Here is a 22,619-nt window from a genome sequence, read left to right as displayed (position 1 = left end):
ACTTCATAATCGTCATTCGTACTAAGACGGACTTGCGCATTTTTGCTATGATCCCGCGCAGTTGACGCAAATACTACGTAACAAACGACTTCCGGAAGTATTGATATGACCGATCGCAACACCCGCCTGGAACAACTCCAAACCGCTCTGAAGGAACGTATCGTAGTGCTTGATGGCGGCATGGGCACCATGATCCAGAATCTTAAGCTGGACGAACAGGCGTTTCGTGGCGATCGATTTGCAGACTACGACCGCGAGGTCCAGGGCAATAACGATCTGCTGAACCTGACCCAACCTGCCCTGCTCCGCACCATCCATGCGGACTACCTGGATGCCGGCGCGGACATTATTGAGACCAACACCTTCAATTCCACCCAGCTGTCGCAGGCGGACTATGGTCTGGAGAGCATTGCCAAGGAATTGAACGTAGCCGCCGCGAAGCTTGCTCGTGATGTGGCCGATGAGTTCACCGCCCGTAATCCGGACAAGCCACGCTTTGTGGCCGGAGCCGTGGGCCCAACATCGCGCACGGCGTCCATTTCGCCGGATGTTAACAACCCCGGCTATCGTAATGTTGATTTCCAGACACTGGTCGACAACTACTATGAGGCCGTCGAGGGCCTGGTTGAAGGTGGCAGCGATCTCATCCTGATCGAAACGATTTTCGACACCCTGAACGCCAAGGCGGCCATTTACGCCACCCAGCAATATTTTGAAGACAGCGGCATAGCCCTGCCGATCATGATCTCCGGGACTATCACCGATGCCTCCGGCCGTACGCTGTCTGGCCAGACCACAGAGGCTTTTTGGAACTCTGTCGCCCACACTCAACCGATCTCCGTCGGCCTGAACTGCGCACTTGGCGCGGATGCGCTCCGGCCTTACGTGGAAGAACTCTCGGCCAAGGCCGAAACCTATGTCAGCGCCCATCCCAATGCCGGCCTGCCCAACGAATTTGGCGAATACGACCAGACTCCGGAAGAAATGGCGGAGATCATCGAAGGCTTTGCCCGCGATGGCTTCCTCAACATCATCGGTGGTTGCTGCGGCTCCCGTCCTGAGCACATTGAAGCGATCGCCAACACGGTTGCCAAGTACCCGCCCCGGAAGATCCCGGAGCGCAAGAAAGCTTTGCGCCTGTCTGGTCTGGAACCGTTTACCGGCGATGAAAACACCTTGTTCATCAATGTCGGCGAGCGCACCAACGTTACCGGCTCCAAACGTTTCCTGCGACTGATCAAAGAGGAGCAATACGAGGAAGCCCTGAGCGTTGCCCGCGACCAGGTTGAAAACGGTGCCCAGATCATCGACATCAATATGGACGAAGGCATGCTGGAGTCGAAGGAGGTCATGGTCACCTTCCTGAACCTGGTCGCCTCCGAGCCCGACATTTCCCGGGTGCCCATCATGATCGATTCCTCCAAGTGGGAGGTGATCGAAGCCGGTCTGCGCTGTATCCAGGGCAAGGCGGTGGTGAACTCCATCAGCCTGAAAGAAGGCGAAGAAGAGTTCATCAAGCGCGCCAGAGACTGCATGCGCTACGGCGCTGCCGTGGTGGTCATGGCCTTTGATGAACAGGGCCAGGCGGATACCTACGAGCGCAAAACTGAAATCTGCAAGCGCTCTTACGATGTCCTGACCGGGATTGGCTTCAATCCCGGGGATATCATCTTTGACCCCAACATCTTTGCTATTGCTACCGGCATTGAAGAGCACAACAACTACGCGGTCGATTTCATCAACGCTACGCGCTGGATTCGCGAGAACCTGCCGCACGCCTCCATCTCCGGCGGCGTCAGCAACGTGTCCTTCTCGTTCCGTGGTAACGATGTGGTGCGCGAGGCGATTCACTCGGTGTTCCTGTACCACGCCATCAAGGCCGGTATGAATATGGGTATTGTGAACCCGGGCCAGCTGGTGATCTACGATGAAATCGAACCGGAGCTGAAGGAACGGGTCGAGGATGTCGTGCTCAATCGGCGTGAAGATTCCACCGACCGACTGCTTGAAATTGCCGAGCGCTTCAAAGGCAAAGGCGGCAAGACCCAGGAAGAAGACCTGGCCTGGCGCGAATGGCCGGTAAAAAAGCGGCTTGAGCACGCTCTGGTGAAGGGCATCACCAACTACATCATCGATGACACAGAGGAATGCCGGCAGAACGCCACTCATCCGATTGAGGTCATTGAAGGCCCGCTGATGGACGGCATGAACGTAGTCGGTGACCTGTTCGGCGACGGCAAGATGTTCCTGCCCCAGGTGGTGAAAAGCGCCCGCGTGATGAAACAGGCGGTGGCGCACCTGATTCCCTTCATCGAGGCGGAAAAGACCGAGGATCAGAAGGCCAAGGGTAAAATCCTCATGGCCACGGTTAAAGGCGATGTCCACGACATTGGCAAGAACATCGTCGGGGTGGTGCTGCAGTGCAATAACTACGAAGTCATTGATATGGGCGTTATGGTGCCCTGCGACAAGATCCTTGAGACCGCCAAAAAGGAAAACGTCGACATCATAGGCCTGAGTGGTCTGATCACGCCGTCGCTGGATGAAATGGTTCACGTCGCGCGGGAAATGCAGCGTCTGGATTTCAACATCCCGCTGATGATCGGGGGCGCAACCACCTCCAAGGCCCACACCGCGGTTAAGATTGAACCCCAGTACAAGAACGATATTGCGCTCTACGTATCCGACGCTTCTCGCTGCGTGAACGTAGCTTCCCAGCTGCTCAGTAAAACCGGCAAAGAAGGCCTGGTGGAAGCGGCCCGCGTGGAGTATGACGAAATCCGCGAGCGCAGGAAGAACCGTGGCGACCGCACCAAGCTGGTGTCGCTCAAGGAAGCGCGGAATCGAGCACCGGAAATCGCCTTCGATGACTATACTCCGCCGAAGCCAGCCTTCACCGGCATCAAGGTGTTCGAGGATTATGATCTGAATGAACTGGTGGACTACATCGATTGGACTCCGTTCTTCATTTCCTGGGACATGGCCGGCAAATATCCCGGCATCTTCGACGATCCGAAACGCGGGGCGGCAGCCCGAACCCTGTTCGACGACGCCCAGAAGATTCTGCGCCAGATGATTGATGAAAAGCGGGTGCAAGCCCGTGGCGTTATTGGCTTCTGGCCCGCCAATCGTCGCGGCGACGATATTGTGGTGTTCAAGGACGAAGAACGTTCCGAGGAATTGACCGTGCTTCACCACCTGCGCCAGCAGGATGAAAAAGCACCGGGCAAGCCGATGATGGCGCTGTCAGATTACATTTCGCCCGAAGGTTCGGAGACCTGTGATTACGTGGGCGGCTTTGCAGTTACCACTGGTATTGGCGCAGAAGAGTTTTCCGTGGAGTTCAAGGACAACAACGACGATTACAACGCCATTATGGTGAAAGCCCTTGCCGACCGTTTGGCGGAAGCCTTCGCCGAGCGCATGCACGAGCGGGTTCGTCAGGAATTCTGGGGCTATGCGGGTGATGAGACGCTCAGCAACGAAGATCTGATCAAAGAGCGTTACCGGGGCATTCGCCCTGCCCCTGGCTATCCGGCCTGCCCGGAGCACACTGAGAAGGCCACACTGTTCAGCTTGCTTGAAGCCACATCAACGGCCGGTATCGAGCTGACTGAGCACTTCGCCATGTACCCGAGCGCAGCCGTTTCTGGCTGGTATTTCGCCCACCCAGAATCGAAGTACTTTGCGGTTGGGAAAATTGGCGCTGATCAGGTTGAAGACTATGCTGAACGCAAAGGTATCTCCAAGGCGGAAGCCGAGCGCTGGCTGGCACCAAGCCTCGCCTACGATCCAGCGGAATGACAGGTAACTGACACCTGACAAACTGGAGTGCCGCCAACACCGAACCCATGCGGTTAGCGTTGCATTAAGGGAGTCCAGTTAATGACGGACAAAACGTCGGACAGGAATGACGCCAAGGACGACTATCCGGACGGTTCAAACCGTCCGGGGCGCCCGGGGGTGCTGAAAATCATGCAAAGCATTCTTGCCGGCGCATTTGGTGTCCAGTCGGACAAGCGTCGGCAAGAGGATTTCTCCAGCCACAGTCCGTGGCCCTACATAATTGCCGGGGTGTTATTCACCGTGAGCTTTGTTGTAGGGCTCATCCTGATTGTTCAGGTAGTCCTCGCGGGCCAGTGACCTATTGCCCCGATACCCAGACCACCGCAAACGCAACTACCAGCATCACCAGCAGAACGGAAGCGACTGCATCTACCTGACTGTCTGAACGTGCGGATTTCTTCATCGGGTGTACCTCTCTTGGGTTCGCTACTCGGAATTTTTTATTATTCACAGGGCATCGCGGATCTTCTCCGATCCTCTCTAATTAAAGCCCTGAAACTGCCAATCGTCCAGTCTGCTCACAACGTCCGCTTATCGCCTAAATCGATAAACATATCTTGAAATAATCATTTTAAGAATAAAAACACGGTGCTATCCTCGCGGTCAGCTATAAGGCATACCCCCTGTAACTCCAACTCGCGGGGCTAGCCGCAACAACGTTTTCAGGCAGGATCTTCCATATGTACGTATACGATGAACACGATCGGCAAATTGCAGCCGAACGGGTTGCGCAATTCCGGGACCAGACCGAACGCGCCCTGGCTGGAGAACTGGCCGAGGAAGAGTTTCTTCCCTTACGCCTGCAAAACGGCCTGTATGTGCAGCGCCTGGCGCCGATGCTGCGCATAGCGGTGCCTTACGGCATGCTGCGTGCAGACCAGCTGCGTCGACTGGCCCGCATCACCCGGGATTACGACAAGGGCTACGCGCACTTCACCACACGCCAGAATGTGCAGCTGAACTGGCCGGCGCTTGAAGACGTGCCCGACATCCTTGCCGAGCTGGCAGAGGTAGAAATGCACGCCAACCAGACCAGTGGCAACTGCATTCGTAATACCACCACCGATCAGTTCTCCGGCGTTCAGTCCGACGAAATCGCGGACCCGCGCCCGTACTGTGAAATCATTCGTCAGTGGTCCACCTTCCACCCGGAATTCGCCTTTCTACCGCGGAAATTCAAGGTGGCCGTGAACGCTTCAGAGAAGACCGACCGCGCAGCCATCCAGGTGCACGACATCGGCCTGCAAATGGTACGTAATGACGCCGGCGACCTGGGTTTCCGGGTGCACGTGGGTGGCGGCCTCGGACGTACGCCAATGGTTGGCCCGGTTATCCGTGATTTCCTGCCGGAAGCGGACCTGCTGACCTACCTCGAAGCCGTACTGCGCGTATATAACCGCTATGGTCGCCGGGACAACAAGTTCAAGGCGCGCATCAAGATTCTTGTGAAGGCGCTAACCCCTGAAGCCTTCGCCGAAAAAGTTGAGGCCGAGTGGTCGCACATCAAGGATTCGCCAAGCCGCCTGACCCGCGACGCCATCGATCGCATTCAGGCGTACTTCACCGAGCCCGATTACCAGAACGTCGACCATGACACCGAGCTGTTGGCCAAGCAGCGCTTTGAGCATCGCGGGTTCGATCAGTGGCTGAGCCACAACGTCGATACTCACAAAAAGCCCGGTTACGCGATCGTGACCTTAACCATGAAAGAAACCGGCACCCCGCCGGGCGACGTGACCGATCGGCAGCTGGAACAGATTGCCGACCTCGCCGATGAGTTCAGCTTCGGAGAAGTCCGGGTCACTCACCAGCAGAATGTGGTATTGGCCGACGTTCGCCAGGATCGCCTGCTGGAACTTTGGCAGGCCATTGTGCCCATGGGCTTCGGCACCGCCAACCTGAACACCCTGACCGACGTTATCTGCTGCCCCGGCGGCGATTTCTGTGCCCTGGCGAACGCCAAGTCCATTCCAGTGGCAGAAGCCATTCAGCGTCGGTTTGATGATCTGGACTACCTGTATGACCTGGGCAACATCGACCTGAACATCTCCGGTTGCATGAACGCGTGTGGTCATCACCACGTTGGTAACATCGGTGTGCTGGGGGTCGATAAGAAAGGTGAAGAGTTCTACCAGATCAGTCTGGGCGGCTCTTCTCACCACGACGCGACCATCGGCAAGATCCTCGGGCCCTCCTTTGCCCGTGAAGACATGCCAGATGTCGTGGCCAAGATCATTGATGTTTACGTCGACAAGCGTACCGAGGAAGAAAGCTTCCTGGACACCTATCGCCGCGTTGGAATTGATCCCTTCAAGGAGCGGGTTTATGCCTGATGTAATTTCCCAGGACGGCAGCATCCGACAGGATGACTGGATCGTTGTGCCCCGCCCGGCCGAGGGCGAATCTCTCGACACTCCCGAGCAGAGCAAGGCTCTGATTCCAGCCGACCTGTGGCTGGCGGGTTATGAGCACTTTACCGGTCGTGATGACATTGGCGTGTGGTTTGATAGCCACGATGAACCCGAAATGCTCGCCGGAAAATTCCAAGAGCTGTCCGTCATCGCAGTGAACTTCCCGAAATTCAGCGACGGCCGCGGCTACAGCATTGCTCGTCTGCTGCGTGAGCGTTTCGGCTATGAAAACGAGCTCCGTGCGATTGGCGATGTGCTGCTGGACCAGCTCCAGTTTATGAAGCGCTGCGGCTTTGACGCCTACGTGCTGCGCCCGGACAAAGACATCAACAAGGCGGCCCGCTGCCTGAACTTCTTCAGCCAGGGCTATCAGGCGGCAACCGATACCGACTTGCCCCTGTTCCGTCGCCGGGCTTCCTGAGAACGCCCAGCACAAACAAAAAAGCCTGCCACTCGGCAGGCTTTTTTATTCCGCAGATTTTAGCGGCTGTGATGAAGAACAGTCTTGCCAACCGAAGCGCCGCCCAGAAATGCCTTCAGCGCCGCATCCAGTTCGGACCGACCGATATCCCGCGCCGACTGCTCAGTTTTCGGGCAGGCCCAATCACCGGAGAACTTGGCCCAGACTGCCCGCTTGTCCGCCAGCGGAATTTCCACCGAATCGACCCCAAGCAGGTTCACGCCGCGAAGAATGAATGGAAGCACAGTCGTCTGCAGCTGCGGGCCCGCTACCAGACCACAGCAGGAGACAGAGCCGCCCGGCTTGATCTGCTTCAGCAACTCCGCCAGCGGCGTGCCACCGACGGTGTCGATAGCATTACCAAAGACCGGCTTCAGCATCGGCTTCTTCTCTTCGGACAACGCATCGCGACCCACCACCTCACTTGCTCCCAGCGCTTTAAGGTCGGCGGCGTGGTCGGCCTTGCCGCTGATCGCGACAACCTCAAAGCCGAGCTTGGCGAGTAATTCCACCGCGACACTGCCAACCGCGCCACTGGCGCCGGATACCGCTACCGGGCCCTGGGCCGGCTCAGCTCCCATGGTCAGCAGCTTCTGCACACACAAACCGGCGGTCAGGCCGGCAGTGCCGTAGATCATCGCCGTTCGAGCATCCCATCCAGCCGGCATGGGTACGCACCAGCCTGCCGGCACGCGAATGTATTCGCCAAAGCCACCATCGGTATTCATGCCCAGATCAAAGCCGGTAACAAGCACGGCCGTGCCCGGCGCAAGCTTGCCTGAGGCGTCTTCCACCACTTCACCGGCGGCATCAATGCCAGGTGTGTGCGGGAAACTGCGGGTTACACCCTTGTTGCCAGATGCAGACAAGGCATCTTTATAGTTCAGGGACGAATGGGAAACCCGGATCAAAACCTCGCCTTCTGGAAGGTCCGCGATGCTCAAGGTCTGTTCGCTGCCTATGTAACTTCCGTCCTGCTCCTCAACGCGCCAAGCCTTGAAATCGGTGTTCATTGTCATCGTTGTTTCCCACCCTTCTTGAACTATTGAATTTTCTGGTTCCGGAAGGCACTCAAAACCCGCCAGACTGTGTGTTCCAGCGCGGCACTGGTCGCCAGACCAAGCTTTTCCGGAAGCGTGCGTTTCCGCTGGTACGCTACCGAGACTACGTCTGCCCGATCACAGGCCTCAATGAGATATTCGTCGGAGGTCTTGATCTCATCGATCAGCTGAATGTCCAGAGCGCGCTTACCAAACCATATATCACCATTGGCAACCGCATTGATATCAACGGCCGGACGGCGCTCACCCACGTATTCCTTGAACAGAACATGGGTGTCTTCCAGATCCTCCAGAAACTTCTGCCGGCCCTTATCGGTATTCTCGCCAAAGACCGTCATGGTGCGCTTGTGTTCGCCCGCAGTCAGCACCTCGAAGTCAACGTCGTTCTTCTTGAGGAAGCGGTGGAAGTTCGGAAGCTGGGCAACTACGCCAATTGACCCGAGGATGGCAAAAGGCGAAGCAATGATGCGATCGGCTACGCAGGCCATCATGTAGCCACCACTCGCCGCCACCTTGTCGACGCAGGCTGTCAACGGCACACCCTTGCTGCGAATGCGATCGAGTTGCGCCGCTGCCAGGCCGTAGGAGTGCACCAGTCCGCCGCCGCTTTCCAGCCGCACCACAACTTCATCCCGCTCTGGATCAGCCACGCTGAGCACGGCAGTTATGGATCTGCGCAGTGGATCGGTGTCACTGGCTTTGATGTCGCCATCGAAATCGAGCACGAACACTCGCGGCTGGCGCTCCGGTTCGGCGGCTACCTCTTTATGCTTGGCTTTTTCGGCCTTTTTCTTGGCCTTCTGCTCTTTTTTCTGACGCTTCTCGAACGCCTTGCGCTCAGCATCGGACATGAGCCGGGCCTGGATGGATTCCCGGAGTTTGTCGTACTTGTCGTTGAGCTTGCGAATCTTCAACTCGCCGTCGCCGCCATGGTCTTCCCGCTCTTTCTGTGCCGACGCAATGATCACGGCGACCACAACGATCGCGGCGACGGCAAAGGTGACGACCTTCGCCAGGAACAAACCATACTCAGTCAGGAACTCCAAAGTGCTTCTCCGTGTGGTTAAAACGTGAATGTGTAACTTACCGAATTTGTGGTAATAAGCAGAGTAAAATAATTAAAACAAGCGTTCGATCGAGCTTGACACAACCTGACACTCACCATAAAGTCGCATAGCGAGGTCGGCTCCAGACGGATTCCCGCTCAGGCTCATGCAGCCCGGGACATCGACGCCGTCACCATGACAAGACAACCACCATTAAGGGTATAAAAATGTCGGTAGCTCAGGTATTTGAACAACTCGAACAGAACTTCAACGCAGATGCAGCGCAAGGCCTGGACCTGGTATTCCAGTTCAACATCGAGGACGACAAGAACTATCACCTGGTCATCAACGATGGCACCTGCCAGGCGCATGAAGGCGAACACGACGATCCTTCCGTTACCCTGATCATGAGCTCTGAAACCCTGCACGGCATCGTTTCCGGCGAAACCGACGGCATGCAGGCGTTCATGGCCGGCCAGCTGCGCGCCGAAGGCGACATGATGCTCGCCACCAAGCTCGGCGAACTGTTCAAGATGGGCTGATTGCCCTCGCGAGCGGTGAAAAAAAACCTGCGCAACGCGCAGGTTTTTTATTGGGCGAACAAAACACTATTCATCCCACAGTTGAACCGCTTCCCTGGCCTGCTCGTTAACGGGCACCGCTACTAAGCCCGAGGCCGACAGGCGAATGTCAAACATCGCGCCGTCACGCATCGGCATGAAGGTCGCGTTGCCGTAAACACCTTCCACGAACGGCATGTTAAAGGTTTGGTCCAGCTCCCACAGGTCCGGCCAGGATGCCTCACCCAAACCGATCACCGACCGCGGTCCTGAGCGCTCCTGCTCAAGCGACGTATAGCGCCCGCTCAGCCGCTCAAGACGGTACCCAGGCGCAATCCCAAGCCAACGCAGCGGCCCCGAGAACCGAATAATACGAGCATCCACCTGCCATTGATCGCCGGTCAAGGTCTCGGTCACGGTGGTTTTACCCGGCGCCTGAAGTCTCACGTACCAACGCTGCTCAGCCTGACGCTGCGTGGATACCGTTGCAACTGTCTGCATACCTTCAAGTGATTGGTAACCGGCAACGTTGATGGCAATGACGAGGGTGTAGACGCCTACCAGCATCAAACCGAACACCGCCATACCTTTGAGCCATCCCAGCAACCATTTCGGCCGCAGGAAGAACAGCAGACCTGCTATGACCAGAAGCGCGCCAAAGACGGTCAGCACTGCGGTTGCGAGTTCATGAGACACAGCTTAAAGACCTACATCGTCCAGGGACGTTTGTGCGAGCTTGAGGAGATCGGGATTACGCTCTTCGCGCCGGCCGATACTTTCAATGTAATACTCAAGCGACGTCAGGGCGTCTGCCAGTGCTTCCAGTACCTGCATAGGCGGTGCCTCTCGGGCATCCAAGAGCCGCTCCTGAATGGATGCAGCTACCCGCTCCAGCACCGATGCCGCCGCAGGATCATTGACCATGTGTAGCCCGCCCCAGATGCTGTGCAGTGTGGCGGGGAGATTGGCCAGGTGCAGCTTATCGTAGTCGGACTCCATGAACGCCGTAATAGCTCGTTTCGCCAGCGTCAGCGCGCCCCGCGCTTCGTCGGCTACCACAAACAGTGCCTCGCTCAAGTACACCGATTCATCCCGACCGCGATGTCCTCGGGCCAGAGCATCGGTTTCCGAGGTAATGCCACGGGTGACGATTTGCAACACGGCATCTTCAATACTCAATACAGAGTCAGCCAGAACGTACAGCTCATCATCATCGGGCAGTCGTGATTCAGCTTCCCAGCCACGCAACCGTGAGGCTTCTTCCTGGGCTACGGTTGCCAGCTTGTTCAGATCCAGCATGACCAGAGTGTTTGCAAGACGCTCAAGAGCATCAGAAATAGACGACAGCTCCGCCAGGTCCGGCTCGATGCCACGCTCAATGATATCGAGCTTGTCCTTCAGTTGGTTCAGTTCGTCCTGAAGAGCTTCCGCTAGAGATCGGAGCACATCGCTGCCGGGGCCGTACAGTCGACGGGCATGGGCTTCGAGCATGGCATCCGGGTAGTCTGCCGGAGTGAGCTGATAAGCCGTCAGCACCTGGGTTACTTCGGGATTGGCGGAACCACTGCGATATAGCAGGTAAACCAGATCACGCACCAGGGAATCAGGCGCATCTTTAGCGGTTGCGACCTTGCCGACGTACACGACTTCACGGGCGTACTTTTCAATCCGCATAAACATGCGCTTGCGGGCCTTGGTGAAGGGCATTACACGGTCGAGCATGGTGTCGGCCACAATCGAGACCAAACACCACAACTGCCCCATCGGAGCGCCCTGGCAAAGACGGGCCAAACCACGGGAGGCCCGGGCAACCAGTTTTTTGCTAACCACGTCGTTGCGATCACGAAGGATGCTGAGGAGTGCCACCTGAAAGGTCAGGCGCATCCGTCGCGCCATGACTTCAAACTCAGCGTTATCGCCTTCAAACACCTGCATCGGGAGACCGGCACAGAAATCCGGCCGCTCCTTCACATCAACATCAAAGAAACAGGATTCCGGGTAAGGCTTTTCCCGGCGGGCCTCACGCAGATCGTTGATGACCGGGAGCAACAGCTCCGGATGGTCTTCACGCTGCTGGTGATAGTACTCAACGTATCGACGGAGGATGAACAGCGCACTGTTCAGGGTGGTGAGCAGGATGTTTTTATCGTCGTTGGCACCAACAGGAACATCGTTGGCCATGCTGACCGCTTCCTGGCATAGCAAGGTGCCACCACGAAGCTCGACAAGAATGAAGATACCGCGAAGCTGATTGATGAAGTCGACACAATTCTGAAGGTCTTCACCACTCTCACGGTTTTCCTGAAAGCGTTCAAGGCTGGATTCTGCCTGTTTGATGGTTTGTTCGATTTCACTCTTAACCAGATCAAACGACTGCGATTTCGTCGCCAGAGACGATTGAACCATAAACGCTTCCTGTTAATTTGCGGAGACTACCGCTCCCTGATACGACTGCGCCCGTCAGGTGGAACGACAGGTGTTGTTGTTAGAGGCCAGCTCAACCCTCGCTGGCTCATACACGCAAAAGTGACCAATTGTTCGCGAAAACTGGCGAACTAACCATTACTTATAACACAAAACTCAAGTACCTCAAGAAAGCCAGAATGTAACATTTAGTACAAAGCGAACCTGCTCTCACTCACTTTGTTGGAGCTTGCCCCACACCGTTTCACCGGCCTGCTTCTCCAGCATTGCCATGAAGTCCTCGTGGGCGCCGTGCTCGTCCTCAGAAGCGCGAATAACATTCAGCGCCGGACGCTCCGCTGGCAAACGTCGGATACCAGTGCCAGAACTGCCCTCCTCGGCTCCAGCATCCAGCGACAACGCAGTCTGGCCACCGGTCAACAGCAGGTAGACGTCGGCAAGAATCTCGGCATCCAGCAGGGCGCCGTGGAGATCCCGGTTGCTGTTGTCCACACCGTAGCGCTTACACAGTGCGTCGAGGTTGTTTTTCTGCCCGGGATGTTTCTTACGGGCAATCGCGAGGGAATCCACAATCCCGCAGTGGTCCGCGGTCTTCCGGACCGGCTTCAGCCGGGCAAACTCGGCATCCATGAAGCCGACGTCGAACGCCGCATTGTGAATGACCAGCTCGGCTCCCTTGATGAACTCAAAGAAGTCGTTGGCGACCTCGGCAAACTTGGGCTTGTCTTCCAGGAATTCGTTGGTGATGCCGTGGACGGTAATGGCCTCGGCTTCTACCTCACGCTCCGGATTGATGTAGACGTGATAATTCCGCCCCGTCAGTTGGCGCTCGACGAGTTCCACGCAACCGATTTCGATGATCCGATGACCATCGTTTGGATCAATACCCGTGGTTTCCGTATCCAGTACAATCTGTCTCATGACTCACTCAATTCAATAGGTCGTGCTCAGGCGCGAGCCAATTCGGCTACGCCTCGGTTGGCCAGTTCGTCGGCCAGCTCGTTATCGGGGATACCAGCGTGGCCTTTGACCCAATGCCAGTTAACGTCGTGCCGGGCCACTTCTGCGTCCAGCTCGCGCCAGAGGTCCTCGTTCTTGACCGGTTTCTTCGCTGAGGTTTTCCAGCCGTTGCGCTTCCAGCCGGCCATCCACTCGGTAATGCCCTTACGCACGTACTGGGAATCGGTATAGAGCTCCACCGCGCATGGCCGCTTTAACGCAGCCAGCCCACGAATCGCCGCCATCAGCTCCATCCGGTTATTGGTGGTGTTCGCTTCGCCACCGTGCATGGTTTTGCAGGTCTCACCATAACGCAGAACAGCACCCCAGCCTCCAGGCCCGGGATTTCCCTTGCAGGCCCCGTCGGTATACAGAATCACCTTGCCTGACATCACGTCTCCCATTGATTAGACACTTTCTTCCGGCACGCATTGCCCTCTGGACGCACCGACTGTTCTGGCTCCAGACAGTGCGATAACCTTGGCTTGGCGCCAGGCCGGCCGTCGGGGTATTTGGGCATAAACGCGTTTTTTGGCAAGGATACAGTAATACGCACCGACCGGCAGGATTCTGTTGCCACCGAGCCGCGCATCAATCCGGCTAATCGCTTTGCGGCCGCTTCGTTGCAGCGGCAACCGCAGGAAACGTGTCACCGACGCCTCGACATTAAAGCCCAGCAGATGGAGCCAATCTTCCATGCGTCCACGCATCAGGAAACGGCCACCCCAGGGCCCCTCGTTATGCCGTGAAAGCAGGCGACGCATACCCCACAGGCTCATCGGATTAAATCCGATCAGGGCCAGATTACCTTCACCGCGTAACACTCGGGCCGCTTCCCGGATCACTTCGTGTGGATAACGACTAAAATCGGCGCTGTGGTGCAGAATGACAAGGTCCATGGAATCGGCGCTGAATGGCAGTTCATGGGCATCGCAAACCGCAACCTGATCCGGAATCTGGGGATACCAGCGAGGTGTCGTGATGATCCGCTGCACAAAGTCGGTGCCAGTGGCCAACGGCAGCCGATGGCTCACGCCTACCTGTAGTTGTCGTGCCCCGGTAAATCGACCCAACTCCTTGTCGAGCATTTGTCGCTGATCCGCCAACAGAGCCCGTCCGAGCGGCGTCCCGAACCAGCGTTCGAAACTCTCGTGACGTGCAGGAAAATTAATCGCTCCCGATTCATTCATGCTCTGTCACTCCCGAAATCAGAACCCGCTGTTGGGGCCGTTGCTGTATTGCTCTATCATATCAGTCACACTCGTTTTGCACATGTGGGGCTTTATGTTAACCATCTCTGCCATCCCGGCCTTCAGCGACAACTATATCTGGTGCCTGTCGAACGCCGACAACCGCAAAGTCCTGATTGTTGACCCGGGCCAGGCAGCGCCAGTGCTAAAACACCTGGCCGCTCAGGACCTTGTTCTCGACACCATCCTGATCACCCATCACCACCCCGACCACGTTGGTGGTGTCAACGAACTGATGCAAGCCTTTCCGGACTGTGAGGTAACCGGGCCGGCCGAGTCGCCTTTTAAAGGTTCTACCAGCAAGGTCCAGCCGGGCGATGAGGTGCAGTGGGAAAGTATGACCTTTCAGGTGCTGGGCGTTCCCGGTCATACCCTTGACCACATCGCTTACTTCTCAGATTCCGAAGTAGATGGCCGCCCGGTTCTGTTTTGTGGCGACACCCTGTTCGTGTGCGGCTGCGGTCGTTTATTCGAAGGCAAGCCAGAGCAGATGCGCCACTCCCTGCAAACCTTGCGGGCACTGCCTGACCGGACTGCGGTCTATTGTGCCCACGAGTACACCCTGGCGAACCTCAAGTTCGCCCGCAGCTGGCTGCCTCAGGATGAGGGCCTGAAAGCCTTCGAGGAACGCTGCATTGAGCGCCGTGCTCAAGAAAAACCTACGGTGCCCTCGGTGCTGGCCGAAGAAAGACAGCTCAACCCCTTCCTGCGCTGGGATGATCCGATGGTGGTTGATGCAGCCCGCAACTACTGTGCCCAGAACGGTTTGCCGGCAGATTCGGAAAACGCCATCTTTGCCGCCATTCGCCATGGCAAAGACAACTTTTGATCGGTTAACAAATCCTCTCACAGACGTAACGAGGGTGTTCTTGACCACTTGAAATGAGCTCCCATAGAATCATCCCAACTTTGCGCCTGTAACTCTTTAAACCTACCGGATTTTCCAAAGAGGGAATCCGGTTTCAACCGTGAGCCGGAAGTATTCTATGTCGGTCAAACGCTTGTCTTTGCTCTTTTTCACCGGTGCGCTGGCCTCCGGCTGCAGCCTGTCTGATACGCCGGATAACAGCTGGGCAAGTCCCACTGCCTGGTTCAGCGACAGCGAATCCGGCGACAGCGAGACCAACCCCCTTGATACTGAGCAGGTAACCGTGGCCACCGGCGACGAAGACCTGAAACAGTCGGTTGAAGCCGGAAATGGTGAAGACGCTACAGCGGACGCTGCGCTCGACGACGCCATCGCGCCTGAACTCAGATCCACAGCCCGCGAAGCCCGCGAGAAACTGGACGACCCCGGGCAGAAGATTGTTAAGGAATCGGCGCAACCCAGCGACCTGTGGAGCCGTCTTAGAGCTGGCTTCGCCCTCAATCACGATGTCGATAACCAGCGTGTCCAGGACCAACTGAACTGGTACGCCAGCCACCCAGGCTACATCGACCGGGTAGTAGAACGCGGAAGCCGCTATCTGCATTACATCATCAATGAAACCGAGAAACGCGGCCTGCCAGCAGAATTCGCCCTGTTGCCGGTAGTGGAAAGCGCGTTCGACCCCTTTGCCTATTCGCACGGACGCGCCGCCGGTCTGTGGCAATTTATCCCATCGACCGGTAAATACTTCGGCCTGACCCAGAGCTGGTGGCACGATGACCGGCGTGATGTGGTGGAAGCAACGGACGCGGCCCTTACCTACCTGGACAAGCTCGCCAACCGCTTTGATGGCGATTACACCCTGGCCCTCGCCGCTTACAACAGCGGTGGCGGCACGGTTTCCAGCGCGATGCGAAAAAACCGGAAGAAAAACCAGCCCCAGGATTTCTGGTCTCTGGATCTACCCCGGGAAACCCGGCACTACGTGCCGAAGCTGATCGCGCTGGCCAAGATTTTCGACAAGCCTGAAGACTACGGCATTGAGCTTCCGGCTCTGGAAGACAAGCCCTACTTCGAAATTGTCGATACCGGCTCCCAGATGGATCTGGCCCAGGCCGCTGATCTGGCCAAGGTTGACGTGGATGAGATTTACCTGCTCAACCCCACTTACAACCGCTGGGCCACCAATCCGGATGGGCCCCATCGGCTGCTGGTACCGACTGAAAACGCCGATACTTTCCGGGCCGCCCTGGCAGAGATTCCGCGCAGTGAACGGGTGTCCTGGCGGAACTACAAGGTACAGTCCGGTGACAACCTGAACACCATTGCCCGAAAGTTCTCGACCACACCGGCAGTTATCCAGCAGGTGAACAAACTCAACTCCGATCTCATTCGGGTCGGCCAACGGCTGATGATTCCGTCCGCCAGCAAGGGCTCAGACACCTATGCCCTCAGCGCTTCCCAGCGCCTGGAACGGAAACAGGATCGCAAACGCGACGGCAACAAGGTTCGCTACACCGTTCGCCGTGGTGACACTTTCTGGGATATCGCCCGGGAGCACCGGGTATCGGTACGCCAGGTGGCTGCCTGGAACGGCATGGCGCCCGGTGATCCGCTGATCCCCGGCAAGGAACTGGTGATCTGGTCCAAGACCTCTCAGCCGACCGTGGTTGCCAGCAACAATGCACGCGGCAAGGCCATGGTTCGTAAAGTCGGCTATCGGGTGCGCAAGGGCGATTCGCTGTCGACCATCGCCAACCGGTTCTCCGTGAATGTGCGGGACATCGCAAGCTGGAATGATCTGAACACATCACGTTATCTGCAACCGGGACAAAGTCTGGTACTCTACGTCGATATTCGGAACAGTCCCTGACCGGCTTGATCGCAGGTTCAGGAACTTTCCCTAACTATAAGAATCATAACGGTTCGATTAGGAGCCATGGGTGCGCCAACCTGGCAGACGGTGCGCCCGCCTAACCCTCCGGAACGTGCGAGACCTATGACCAGCAAACGGACAGCCTCATACCTTACGTCGCTCCTCTCCTCTTTCGCTTTCATGGCATTCACTGCCCCCACATTCGCCGCTGAAGACAGCGCCGGTTCAGTCGAAGCCCGACATGGTATTGCCATGCACGGCGCCCCCAAATATTCACAGGGATTTTCTCACTTCGACTACGTGAACCCGGAAGCGCCCAAAGGCGGCACACTGAAAATGGCGGTGGTGGCCAACGGCTTCGATTCCTTCAACCCGTTTGATATCCGGGGTGTTGCGGCGGCCGGGATCAGCACCTATCTGTACGACACCCTGATGGTGTCATCAGACGATGAGCCCTTCTCTGCCTATGGCCTGATTGCCAAGTCGATTGAGACACCCGAAGACCGCAGCTACGTTGTCTTCAATCTCCGGGACCAGGCGCGGTTCCACGACGGTGAGCCAATTACTGCCGAAGACGTGAAGTTTTCCTTCGAGATCTTAACCACCAAAGGCCATCCTTTTTTCCGTAATTACTACGCCGATGTTGCCAAGGTAACGGTGGAAAATCCCAAGCGTATACGCTTTGACTTCAAAGCCACCACCAACCGCGAATTACCGCTGATTCTGGGGCAGATGCCGATCCTGCCAGCCCATTACTGGGCTGAGCACGAATTTGGTGACAATGGCCTGACGCCCCCACTGGGCAGCGGCCCCTACCGGATCGGCAAATTTGAGGCTGGTCGCTCGATCGCCTACGAACGCGTAGAAGACTACTGGGCAGAAGATCTGCCCGTGCGTCGGGGTCGGTTCAATTTCGACCGCATCCGCTACGACTACTACACCGACGACACCGTGGCACTCGAAGCGTTCAAGGCCGGCAGCTTCGATTTTCGGGTTGAGACCTCGGCCAAGAACTGGGCCACGGCCTACTCCGGCGAAAAATTTAAGAACGGTAAGATCATTGCCGAAGCCGTCGATCATCAGCGTCCGACCGGCATGCAGGGCTTTGTATTCAATACCCGCCGTGAGGTGTTCAGCGATCCGCGGGTCCGGGAAGCACTCGCCTACGGTTTCGATTTTGAATGGGCCAACAAGAACCTGTTCTATGGCCAGTACACCCGAACCAACAGCTATTTCGAGAACAGTGAGCTGGCCTCTTCGGGCCTGCCCCAGGGCCGGGAACTCGAGCTCCTGGAACCGTTTCGCGACGAGTTGCCCGAAGACGTCTTTGCCGAGGTGTACCAGCCGCCGGCAACCGACGGCCAGAAAGGGGTGAGAGCCAACCTGCGTGCGGCTCTGGAGCTTCTGCGTGACGCCGGTTACGCCATTGTGGACGGAACCATGGTGCATCAGGAGACCGGTGAAGCCCTGGCGTTCGAGATTCTGCTATTCCAGAAAAGTTTCGAGCGGGTGGTACTGCCCTTCAAGAATAACCTCGCGAAACTCGGCATTGCAGTGACCGTACGGCTGGTCGACAGCAACCAGTATATTCAGCGGGTCCGCGAGTTCGACTTCGACATGATCACCCAGGTGTTGCCACAATCGGATTCACCCGGTAATGAGCAGCGTGAGTACTGGCACTCTGACAATGTTGAAGCCATCGGCTCCCGCAACTACATGGGGGTGGGCCATCCAGTTGTCGATCAACTGGTCAGCCAGGTCATTCAGGCGCCAGACCGCGACGAGCTGGTGCATCGGACCCGGGCCCTGGATCGTGCGCTCCTGCATGGTCACTATGTGATTCCACATTGGCACTTGGCCAAGGATCGGGTCGCCTACTGGAGCCACCTGCAACGACCGGCAGAAACACCCAAGAACGGGGTTGATCTGGATAACTGGTGGGTGCAGCCCTGAGCATGGAATTCTAACCCTCGCTGTAATGGAAGGAACTTCCTTCGTAGGAACTCGCTTCATAGGAATTCTCTTCCAAGGGACTCTCTGCTAAGGAATTCTCCACTAAATGGGCATATACATACTTCGAAGGCTGGCACTGATTATCCCGACGCTGATCGGGATCATGCTGTTGAACTTCGTGATTGTTCAGGCAGCCCCCGGGGGCCCGGTTGAACAGCTGATCGCCGAAATGGAAGGCCACGGCGGCAGCGCGCTGGCCAGGGCATCCGGCGGCGATTCCGGTGCCGAGGTGTCCAGCGCTTCCGGTGACAGCCGCGGCTCTCGCGGTATTCCCGAGGAACTGTTAAAAGAAATCGAAGTCATGTACGGCTTCGACAAGCCCGCTCATGAACGCTTCCTGAAAATGCTGGGCGACTATGCCACCTTCAATTTCGGTGACTCCTTTTTCCGGGAGAAGAGCGTTACCGAGCTGATCCTCGACAAGATGCCGGTCTCCATCTCCCTGGGGCTCTGGTCGACACTGATCATCTACATCATTTCCATTCCCTTGGGCATCCGCAAGGCCGTCACAGACGGATCGCGATTCGATGTCTGGAGCAGCTCTGCCATCGTCATTGGCTATGCCATTCCCGGCTTCCTGTTCGCGATCCTGCTGATCGTCCTGTTCGCCGGTGGTAGCTACTTCGACTTTTTCCCGTTACGAGGGCTAACCTCGTCCAACTTCGACGAACTCACTTTGCTGCAGAAGATCGGCGATTACTTCTGGCACCTGGCTCTGCCGGTCACCGCCAATGTCATTGGTGGTTTCGCGACACTCACTCTGCTTACCAAGAACTCGTTTCTGGACGAAATCAGCAAACAGTACGTGGTGACTGCCCGAGCGAAAGGCCTCGACAACAAACAGGTGCTGTACGGCCATGTGTTCCGCAATGCCATGCTGATCGTGATTGCGAGCCTGCCGGGCGTGCTGGTATCCCTGTTCTTCACCGGATCCCTGCTCATTGAGGTGATCTTCTCGTTGGACGGGCTGGGCCTGCTGGGCTTCGAGGCGGCTCTGAACCGGGATTACCCGGTGATTTTCGGCACCCTGTACATCTTCACCCTCATGGGGCTCATTCTGAAGCTGATCAGTGACATAACCTATGTCCTGGTCGACCCCCGTATCGACTTTGAAAGCCGGGAGGGAGCATGAGCAAGCTCTCTCTGACTCCCATCCAACAGCGCCGGCTCCGTAACTTCCGGGCCAACCGACGTGGGTTCTGGTCACTGTGGGTGTTTCTGGCTCTGTTTGGCTTGTCACTGGCGGCGGAACTGATTGCCAATGACGCGCCACTGGTGGTCTCCTATCAGGACACGCTTTATTTTCCTGTGGTGGAGTCGGTTCCCGAAGAAACCTTTGGCGGCTTCCTGCCCACCGAAGCTGATTACCGGGACCCTTTCATTGCCGATTCGATCGAAGCCGATGGCTGGATTGTGTGGCCACCCATCCGGTTCAGTTACGACACCATCAATTACGATCTGGGGGTGCCCTCACCGGCGCCACCCAGCCTCGAGAACTGGCTAGGAACCGATGACCAGGGTCGCGATGTTGCCGCCCGGGTGATTTACGGCTTCCGCATATCGGTACTGTTCGGCCTCACACTTACCATCGCCAGCTGTATTGTCGGCGTGGCCGTCGGTGCGATTCAGGGCTATTACGGCGGCAAAACGGATCTGCTCGGCCAGCGCTTTATCGAAGTCTGGTCCGGATTGCCGGTTCTGTACCTGCTGATCATCTTGTCGAGTATCGTGCAGCCGAACTTCTGGTGGTTGCTGGGTATCATGCTGCTGTTCAGCTGGATGGGGCTGGTCGACGTGGTGCGTGCGGAATTCCTCCGAGCGCGGAACTTTGAGTACGTGAAAGCTGCTCGCGCCCTGGGCCTGGACAACCGCAAGATCATGTTCCGGCATATTCTGCCCAACGCCATGGTCGCCACCCTGACCTTCCTGCCTTTCATTCTGACCGGCGCTATCACCGGGCTGACGTCCCTGGATTTCCTCGGTTTTGGCCTGCCATCGGGTTCACCATCCCTCGGTGAGCTGATCGCACAAGGCAAGGCCAACCTGCATGCGCCCTGGCTCGGCATGTCTGCGTTCGTCTCGCTTTCAATCATGCTGACCCTACTGGTGTTCGTCGGTGAAGCCGTACGCGACGCTTTTGACCCGAGAAAGAGCTGATATGAACGACCTGCTGCGCATCTCCAATCTGTCTATCTGCTTCGATCAGGGGCCAAGGGTGGTCGATTCCCTGTCACTGGCCGTTCGTACCGGACAGACACTGGCCCTGGTGGGCGAAAGCGGCTCGGGCAAGTCCATCTCTGCCCTGTCAGTGCTGCGCCTGCTGGATGAGCGCCATGTCCGGTACCCCACCGGAGAGATTCACTTCCAGGGTGAAGACATGCTCAAGGTCAGCGAAAAACGCCTGCGCCAGATTCGCGGTCGGAAGATAAGCATGATCTTTCAGGAGCCGATGACGTCCCTGAACCCGCTGCACACGGTGGAAAAGCAGATTGGTGAAACCCTGGCGCTGCACAAGGGCCTGCGTAACTCAGCCGCCAGAACGCGCTGTATTGAGCTGCTGGAGCTGGTCGGCATCCGGGACCCGGAAAGCCGGCTTTCAAGCTACCCCCACCAACTGTCCGGTGGCCAAAAACAGCGGGTGATGATTGCCATGGCCCTGGCCAACGAGCCGGACCTCCTGATTGCCGATGAACCCACCACGGCCTTGGACGTGACCGTTCAGAAGCAGGTTCTTGAATTGCTTCGTGAGCTGCAGGCCAAGCTTGGCATGGCGATCCTGATGATTACCCACGACCTCACCATTGTCCGCCGGTATGCGGACGAAGTGGCGGTGATGGAACAGGGCAAACTGGTGGAGCACGCCGACACCGAAACCCTGTTTGCCAGCCCTCAGCATCCGTACACCCGAAAACTCCTGGATGCCGAGCCACCTGATGCGCCCCTGGCGATCACGGGCACCTCCGAGCCCTTGCTAAAGGTGTCGGATCTGGATGTTCGCTTCATCACCCAGAAATCCCTGTTCGGCAAGGTGAAAGACTCTTTTCACGCGGTTAAATCCACCAGCTTCAGCCTGAACCGTGGTGAAACCCTCGGGATCGTCGGTGAAAGCGGCAGTGGCAAGACCACCATTGGCCACGCTCTGCTCAAGCTGACCACGAGCTCTGGCGCGATACAGCTCGCGGGCGAGGAGCTGGGCTCCCTGACCCAGAAGCAGTTCCGGCCGTGGCGCAAGCGCATTCAGATCGTTTTCCAGGACCCTTTTGGCAGCTTGAGCCCACGCATGTCGATTGCTGAGATTGTTCGGGAAGGCCTGGAAATCCATGATCCAGATACGGCCGAGGCCCACGAGCAACGGGTGATCCGCGCGCTCCATGACGTTGGTCTGGACCCCGACGCGCGTCACCGCTATCCCCATGAGTTTTCCGGCGGTCAACGTCAACGGATAGCCATAGCCCGGGCCCTGGTTCTGCAGCCAGATTTGATCATCCTGGACGAACCTACCTCGGCGCTGGACCGCACGGTCCAGAAGCAGGTTATTGAGTTGCTGAGGGATCTTCAGAGCCGCTATGGTCTAAGCTATATTTTTATCAGTCACGATCTGGCAGTGGTTCGGGCACTCAGCCACAAACTGCTGGTACTGCATCATGGTGAGATCGTGGAGTATGGCAGCGCTGAGGACATATTCCGGGCTCCGAGCCAGCCCTACACTCAGGAACTTTTGAGTGCTGCCTTCTTTTACCAGCAGACTTCTACGACCAATTGAGTGTTACCCGGAACCATGGTGTTCAGGGATAATGCCTCAAAA

General features: G+C 57.1%; 18 protein-coding genes. 11 read left to right on the top strand and 7 right to left on the bottom strand.

Annotation, left to right across the window (positions count from 1 at the left end):
• Window positions 1-105 precede the first annotated feature (105 nt).
• From metH to FGO67_RS11005, 4 genes are all read left to right on the top strand, one after another.
• On the top strand, window positions 106-3,804 hold the full coding sequence (gene metH, locus FGO67_RS11020) for a methionine synthase (protein WP_203300740.1): 3,699 nt from the start codon (window positions 106-108) through the stop codon (window positions 3,802-3,804).
• An 81-nt stretch (window positions 3,805-3,885) separates the two neighbouring features.
• Complete coding sequence (locus FGO67_RS11015) at window positions 3,886-4,143, top strand: DUF2970 domain-containing protein (protein ID WP_203300739.1); 258 nt, start codon at window positions 3,886-3,888, stop codon at window positions 4,141-4,143.
• Between the two features lie 383 nt (window positions 4,144-4,526).
• A complete protein-coding gene (locus tag FGO67_RS11010; protein ID WP_203300738.1) occupies window positions 4,527-6,179 on the top strand; it encodes a nitrite/sulfite reductase in 1,653 nt (550 codons plus the stop codon).
• Window positions 6,172-6,678: a DUF934 domain-containing protein gene (locus FGO67_RS11005; protein ID WP_203300737.1), complete on the top strand. Its 507-nt coding sequence runs from the start codon at window positions 6,172-6,174 to the stop codon at window positions 6,676-6,678. Before FGO67_RS11010 ends, FGO67_RS11005 begins: the two co-directional genes overlap by 8 nt.
• A gap of 59 nt (window positions 6,679-6,737) precedes the next feature.
• Here FGO67_RS11005 and FGO67_RS11000 read toward each other — a convergent pair whose 3' ends face one another.
• Together FGO67_RS11000 and sohB are read right to left on the bottom strand one after the other, a co-directional pair.
• A complete protein-coding gene (locus FGO67_RS11000) occupies window positions 6,738-7,736 on the bottom strand; it encodes a YhdH/YhfP family quinone oxidoreductase (RefSeq protein ID WP_203300736.1) in 999 nt (332 codons plus the stop codon).
• Window positions 7,737-7,759: 23 nt separating this feature from the next.
• The gene (sohB, locus tag FGO67_RS10995) at window positions 7,760-8,824 is read right to left on the bottom strand and encodes a protease SohB (protein WP_203300735.1); all 1,065 of its coding nucleotides are present in this window, start codon (window positions 8,822-8,824) and stop codon (window positions 7,760-7,762) included.
• Between the two features lie 227 nt (window positions 8,825-9,051).
• Between sohB and FGO67_RS10990 the strand changes: the two genes are divergently transcribed.
• Window positions 9,052-9,366, top strand: coding sequence for an SCP2 sterol-binding domain-containing protein (locus tag FGO67_RS10990; RefSeq protein WP_041338351.1), 315 nt, complete (start codon window positions 9,052-9,054; stop codon window positions 9,364-9,366).
• A gap of 66 nt (window positions 9,367-9,432) precedes the next feature.
• Here FGO67_RS10990 and FGO67_RS10985 read toward each other — a convergent pair whose 3' ends face one another.
• The 5 genes from FGO67_RS10985 to FGO67_RS10965 form a co-directional block, all read right to left on the bottom strand.
• A complete protein-coding gene (locus tag FGO67_RS10985) occupies window positions 9,433-10,080 on the bottom strand; it encodes a multidrug transporter (protein WP_203300734.1) in 648 nt (215 codons plus the stop codon).
• 3 nt (window positions 10,081-10,083) lie between these two features.
• Window positions 10,084-11,790, bottom strand: coding sequence for a FimL-related protein (locus tag FGO67_RS10980; RefSeq protein WP_203300733.1), 1,707 nt, complete (start codon window positions 11,788-11,790; stop codon window positions 10,084-10,086).
• A gap of 228 nt (window positions 11,791-12,018) precedes the next feature.
• On the bottom strand, window positions 12,019-12,729 hold the full coding sequence (dnaQ, locus tag FGO67_RS10975; RefSeq protein ID WP_203300732.1) for a DNA polymerase III subunit epsilon: 711 nt from the start codon (window positions 12,727-12,729) through the stop codon (window positions 12,019-12,021).
• Between the two features lie 26 nt (window positions 12,730-12,755).
• Entirely contained in the window at window positions 12,756-13,199 is a 444-nt protein-coding gene (gene rnhA / locus FGO67_RS10970; protein ID WP_203300731.1) for a ribonuclease HI, read from the bottom strand.
• A gap of 15 nt (window positions 13,200-13,214) precedes the next feature.
• On the bottom strand, window positions 13,215-13,997 hold the full coding sequence (locus FGO67_RS10965) for a class I SAM-dependent methyltransferase (RefSeq protein ID WP_203300730.1): 783 nt from the start codon (window positions 13,995-13,997) through the stop codon (window positions 13,215-13,217).
• A gap of 94 nt (window positions 13,998-14,091) precedes the next feature.
• On the opposite strand from FGO67_RS10965, the gene gloB reads away from it, so the two are divergent.
• From gloB to FGO67_RS10935, 6 genes are all read left to right on the top strand, one after another.
• Window positions 14,092-14,886, top strand: coding sequence for a hydroxyacylglutathione hydrolase (gloB, locus tag FGO67_RS10960; protein ID WP_203300729.1), 795 nt, complete (start codon window positions 14,092-14,094; stop codon window positions 14,884-14,886).
• A gap of 157 nt (window positions 14,887-15,043) precedes the next feature.
• Window positions 15,044-16,798: a LysM peptidoglycan-binding domain-containing protein gene (locus tag FGO67_RS10955; RefSeq protein ID WP_203300728.1), complete on the top strand. Its 1,755-nt coding sequence runs from the start codon at window positions 15,044-15,046 to the stop codon at window positions 16,796-16,798.
• Window positions 16,799-16,981: 183 nt separating this feature from the next.
• On the top strand, window positions 16,982-18,754 hold the full coding sequence (locus FGO67_RS10950; RefSeq protein WP_238942333.1) for an extracellular solute-binding protein: 1,773 nt from the start codon (window positions 16,982-16,984) through the stop codon (window positions 18,752-18,754).
• 106 nt (window positions 18,755-18,860) lie between these two features.
• A complete protein-coding gene (locus FGO67_RS10945; RefSeq protein ID WP_041338343.1) occupies window positions 18,861-19,946 on the top strand; it encodes a microcin C ABC transporter permease YejB in 1,086 nt (361 codons plus the stop codon).
• Window positions 19,943-20,971 carry an ABC transporter permease gene (locus FGO67_RS10940; RefSeq protein ID WP_203300726.1) on the top strand — a complete coding sequence of 343 codons (1,029 nt, stop codon included), beginning with the start codon at window positions 19,943-19,945 and terminating at the stop codon, window positions 20,969-20,971. The genes FGO67_RS10945 and FGO67_RS10940 overlap by 4 nt, the downstream gene beginning before the upstream one ends.
• 1 nt (window position 20,972) lies before the next feature.
• Window positions 20,973-22,577, top strand: a complete 1,605-nt coding sequence (locus tag FGO67_RS10935) for an ABC transporter ATP-binding protein (protein ID WP_203300725.1) — start codon at window positions 20,973-20,975, stop codon at window positions 22,575-22,577.
• Window positions 22,578-22,619: the final 42 nt, after the last annotated feature.

The organism is Marinobacter sediminum (assembly GCF_016820575.1).
Taxonomy (GTDB): Bacteria; Pseudomonadota; Gammaproteobacteria; order Pseudomonadales; family Oleiphilaceae; genus Marinobacter; species Marinobacter sediminum.
This window is presented reverse-complemented; position numbering and strand designations above follow the sequence as displayed.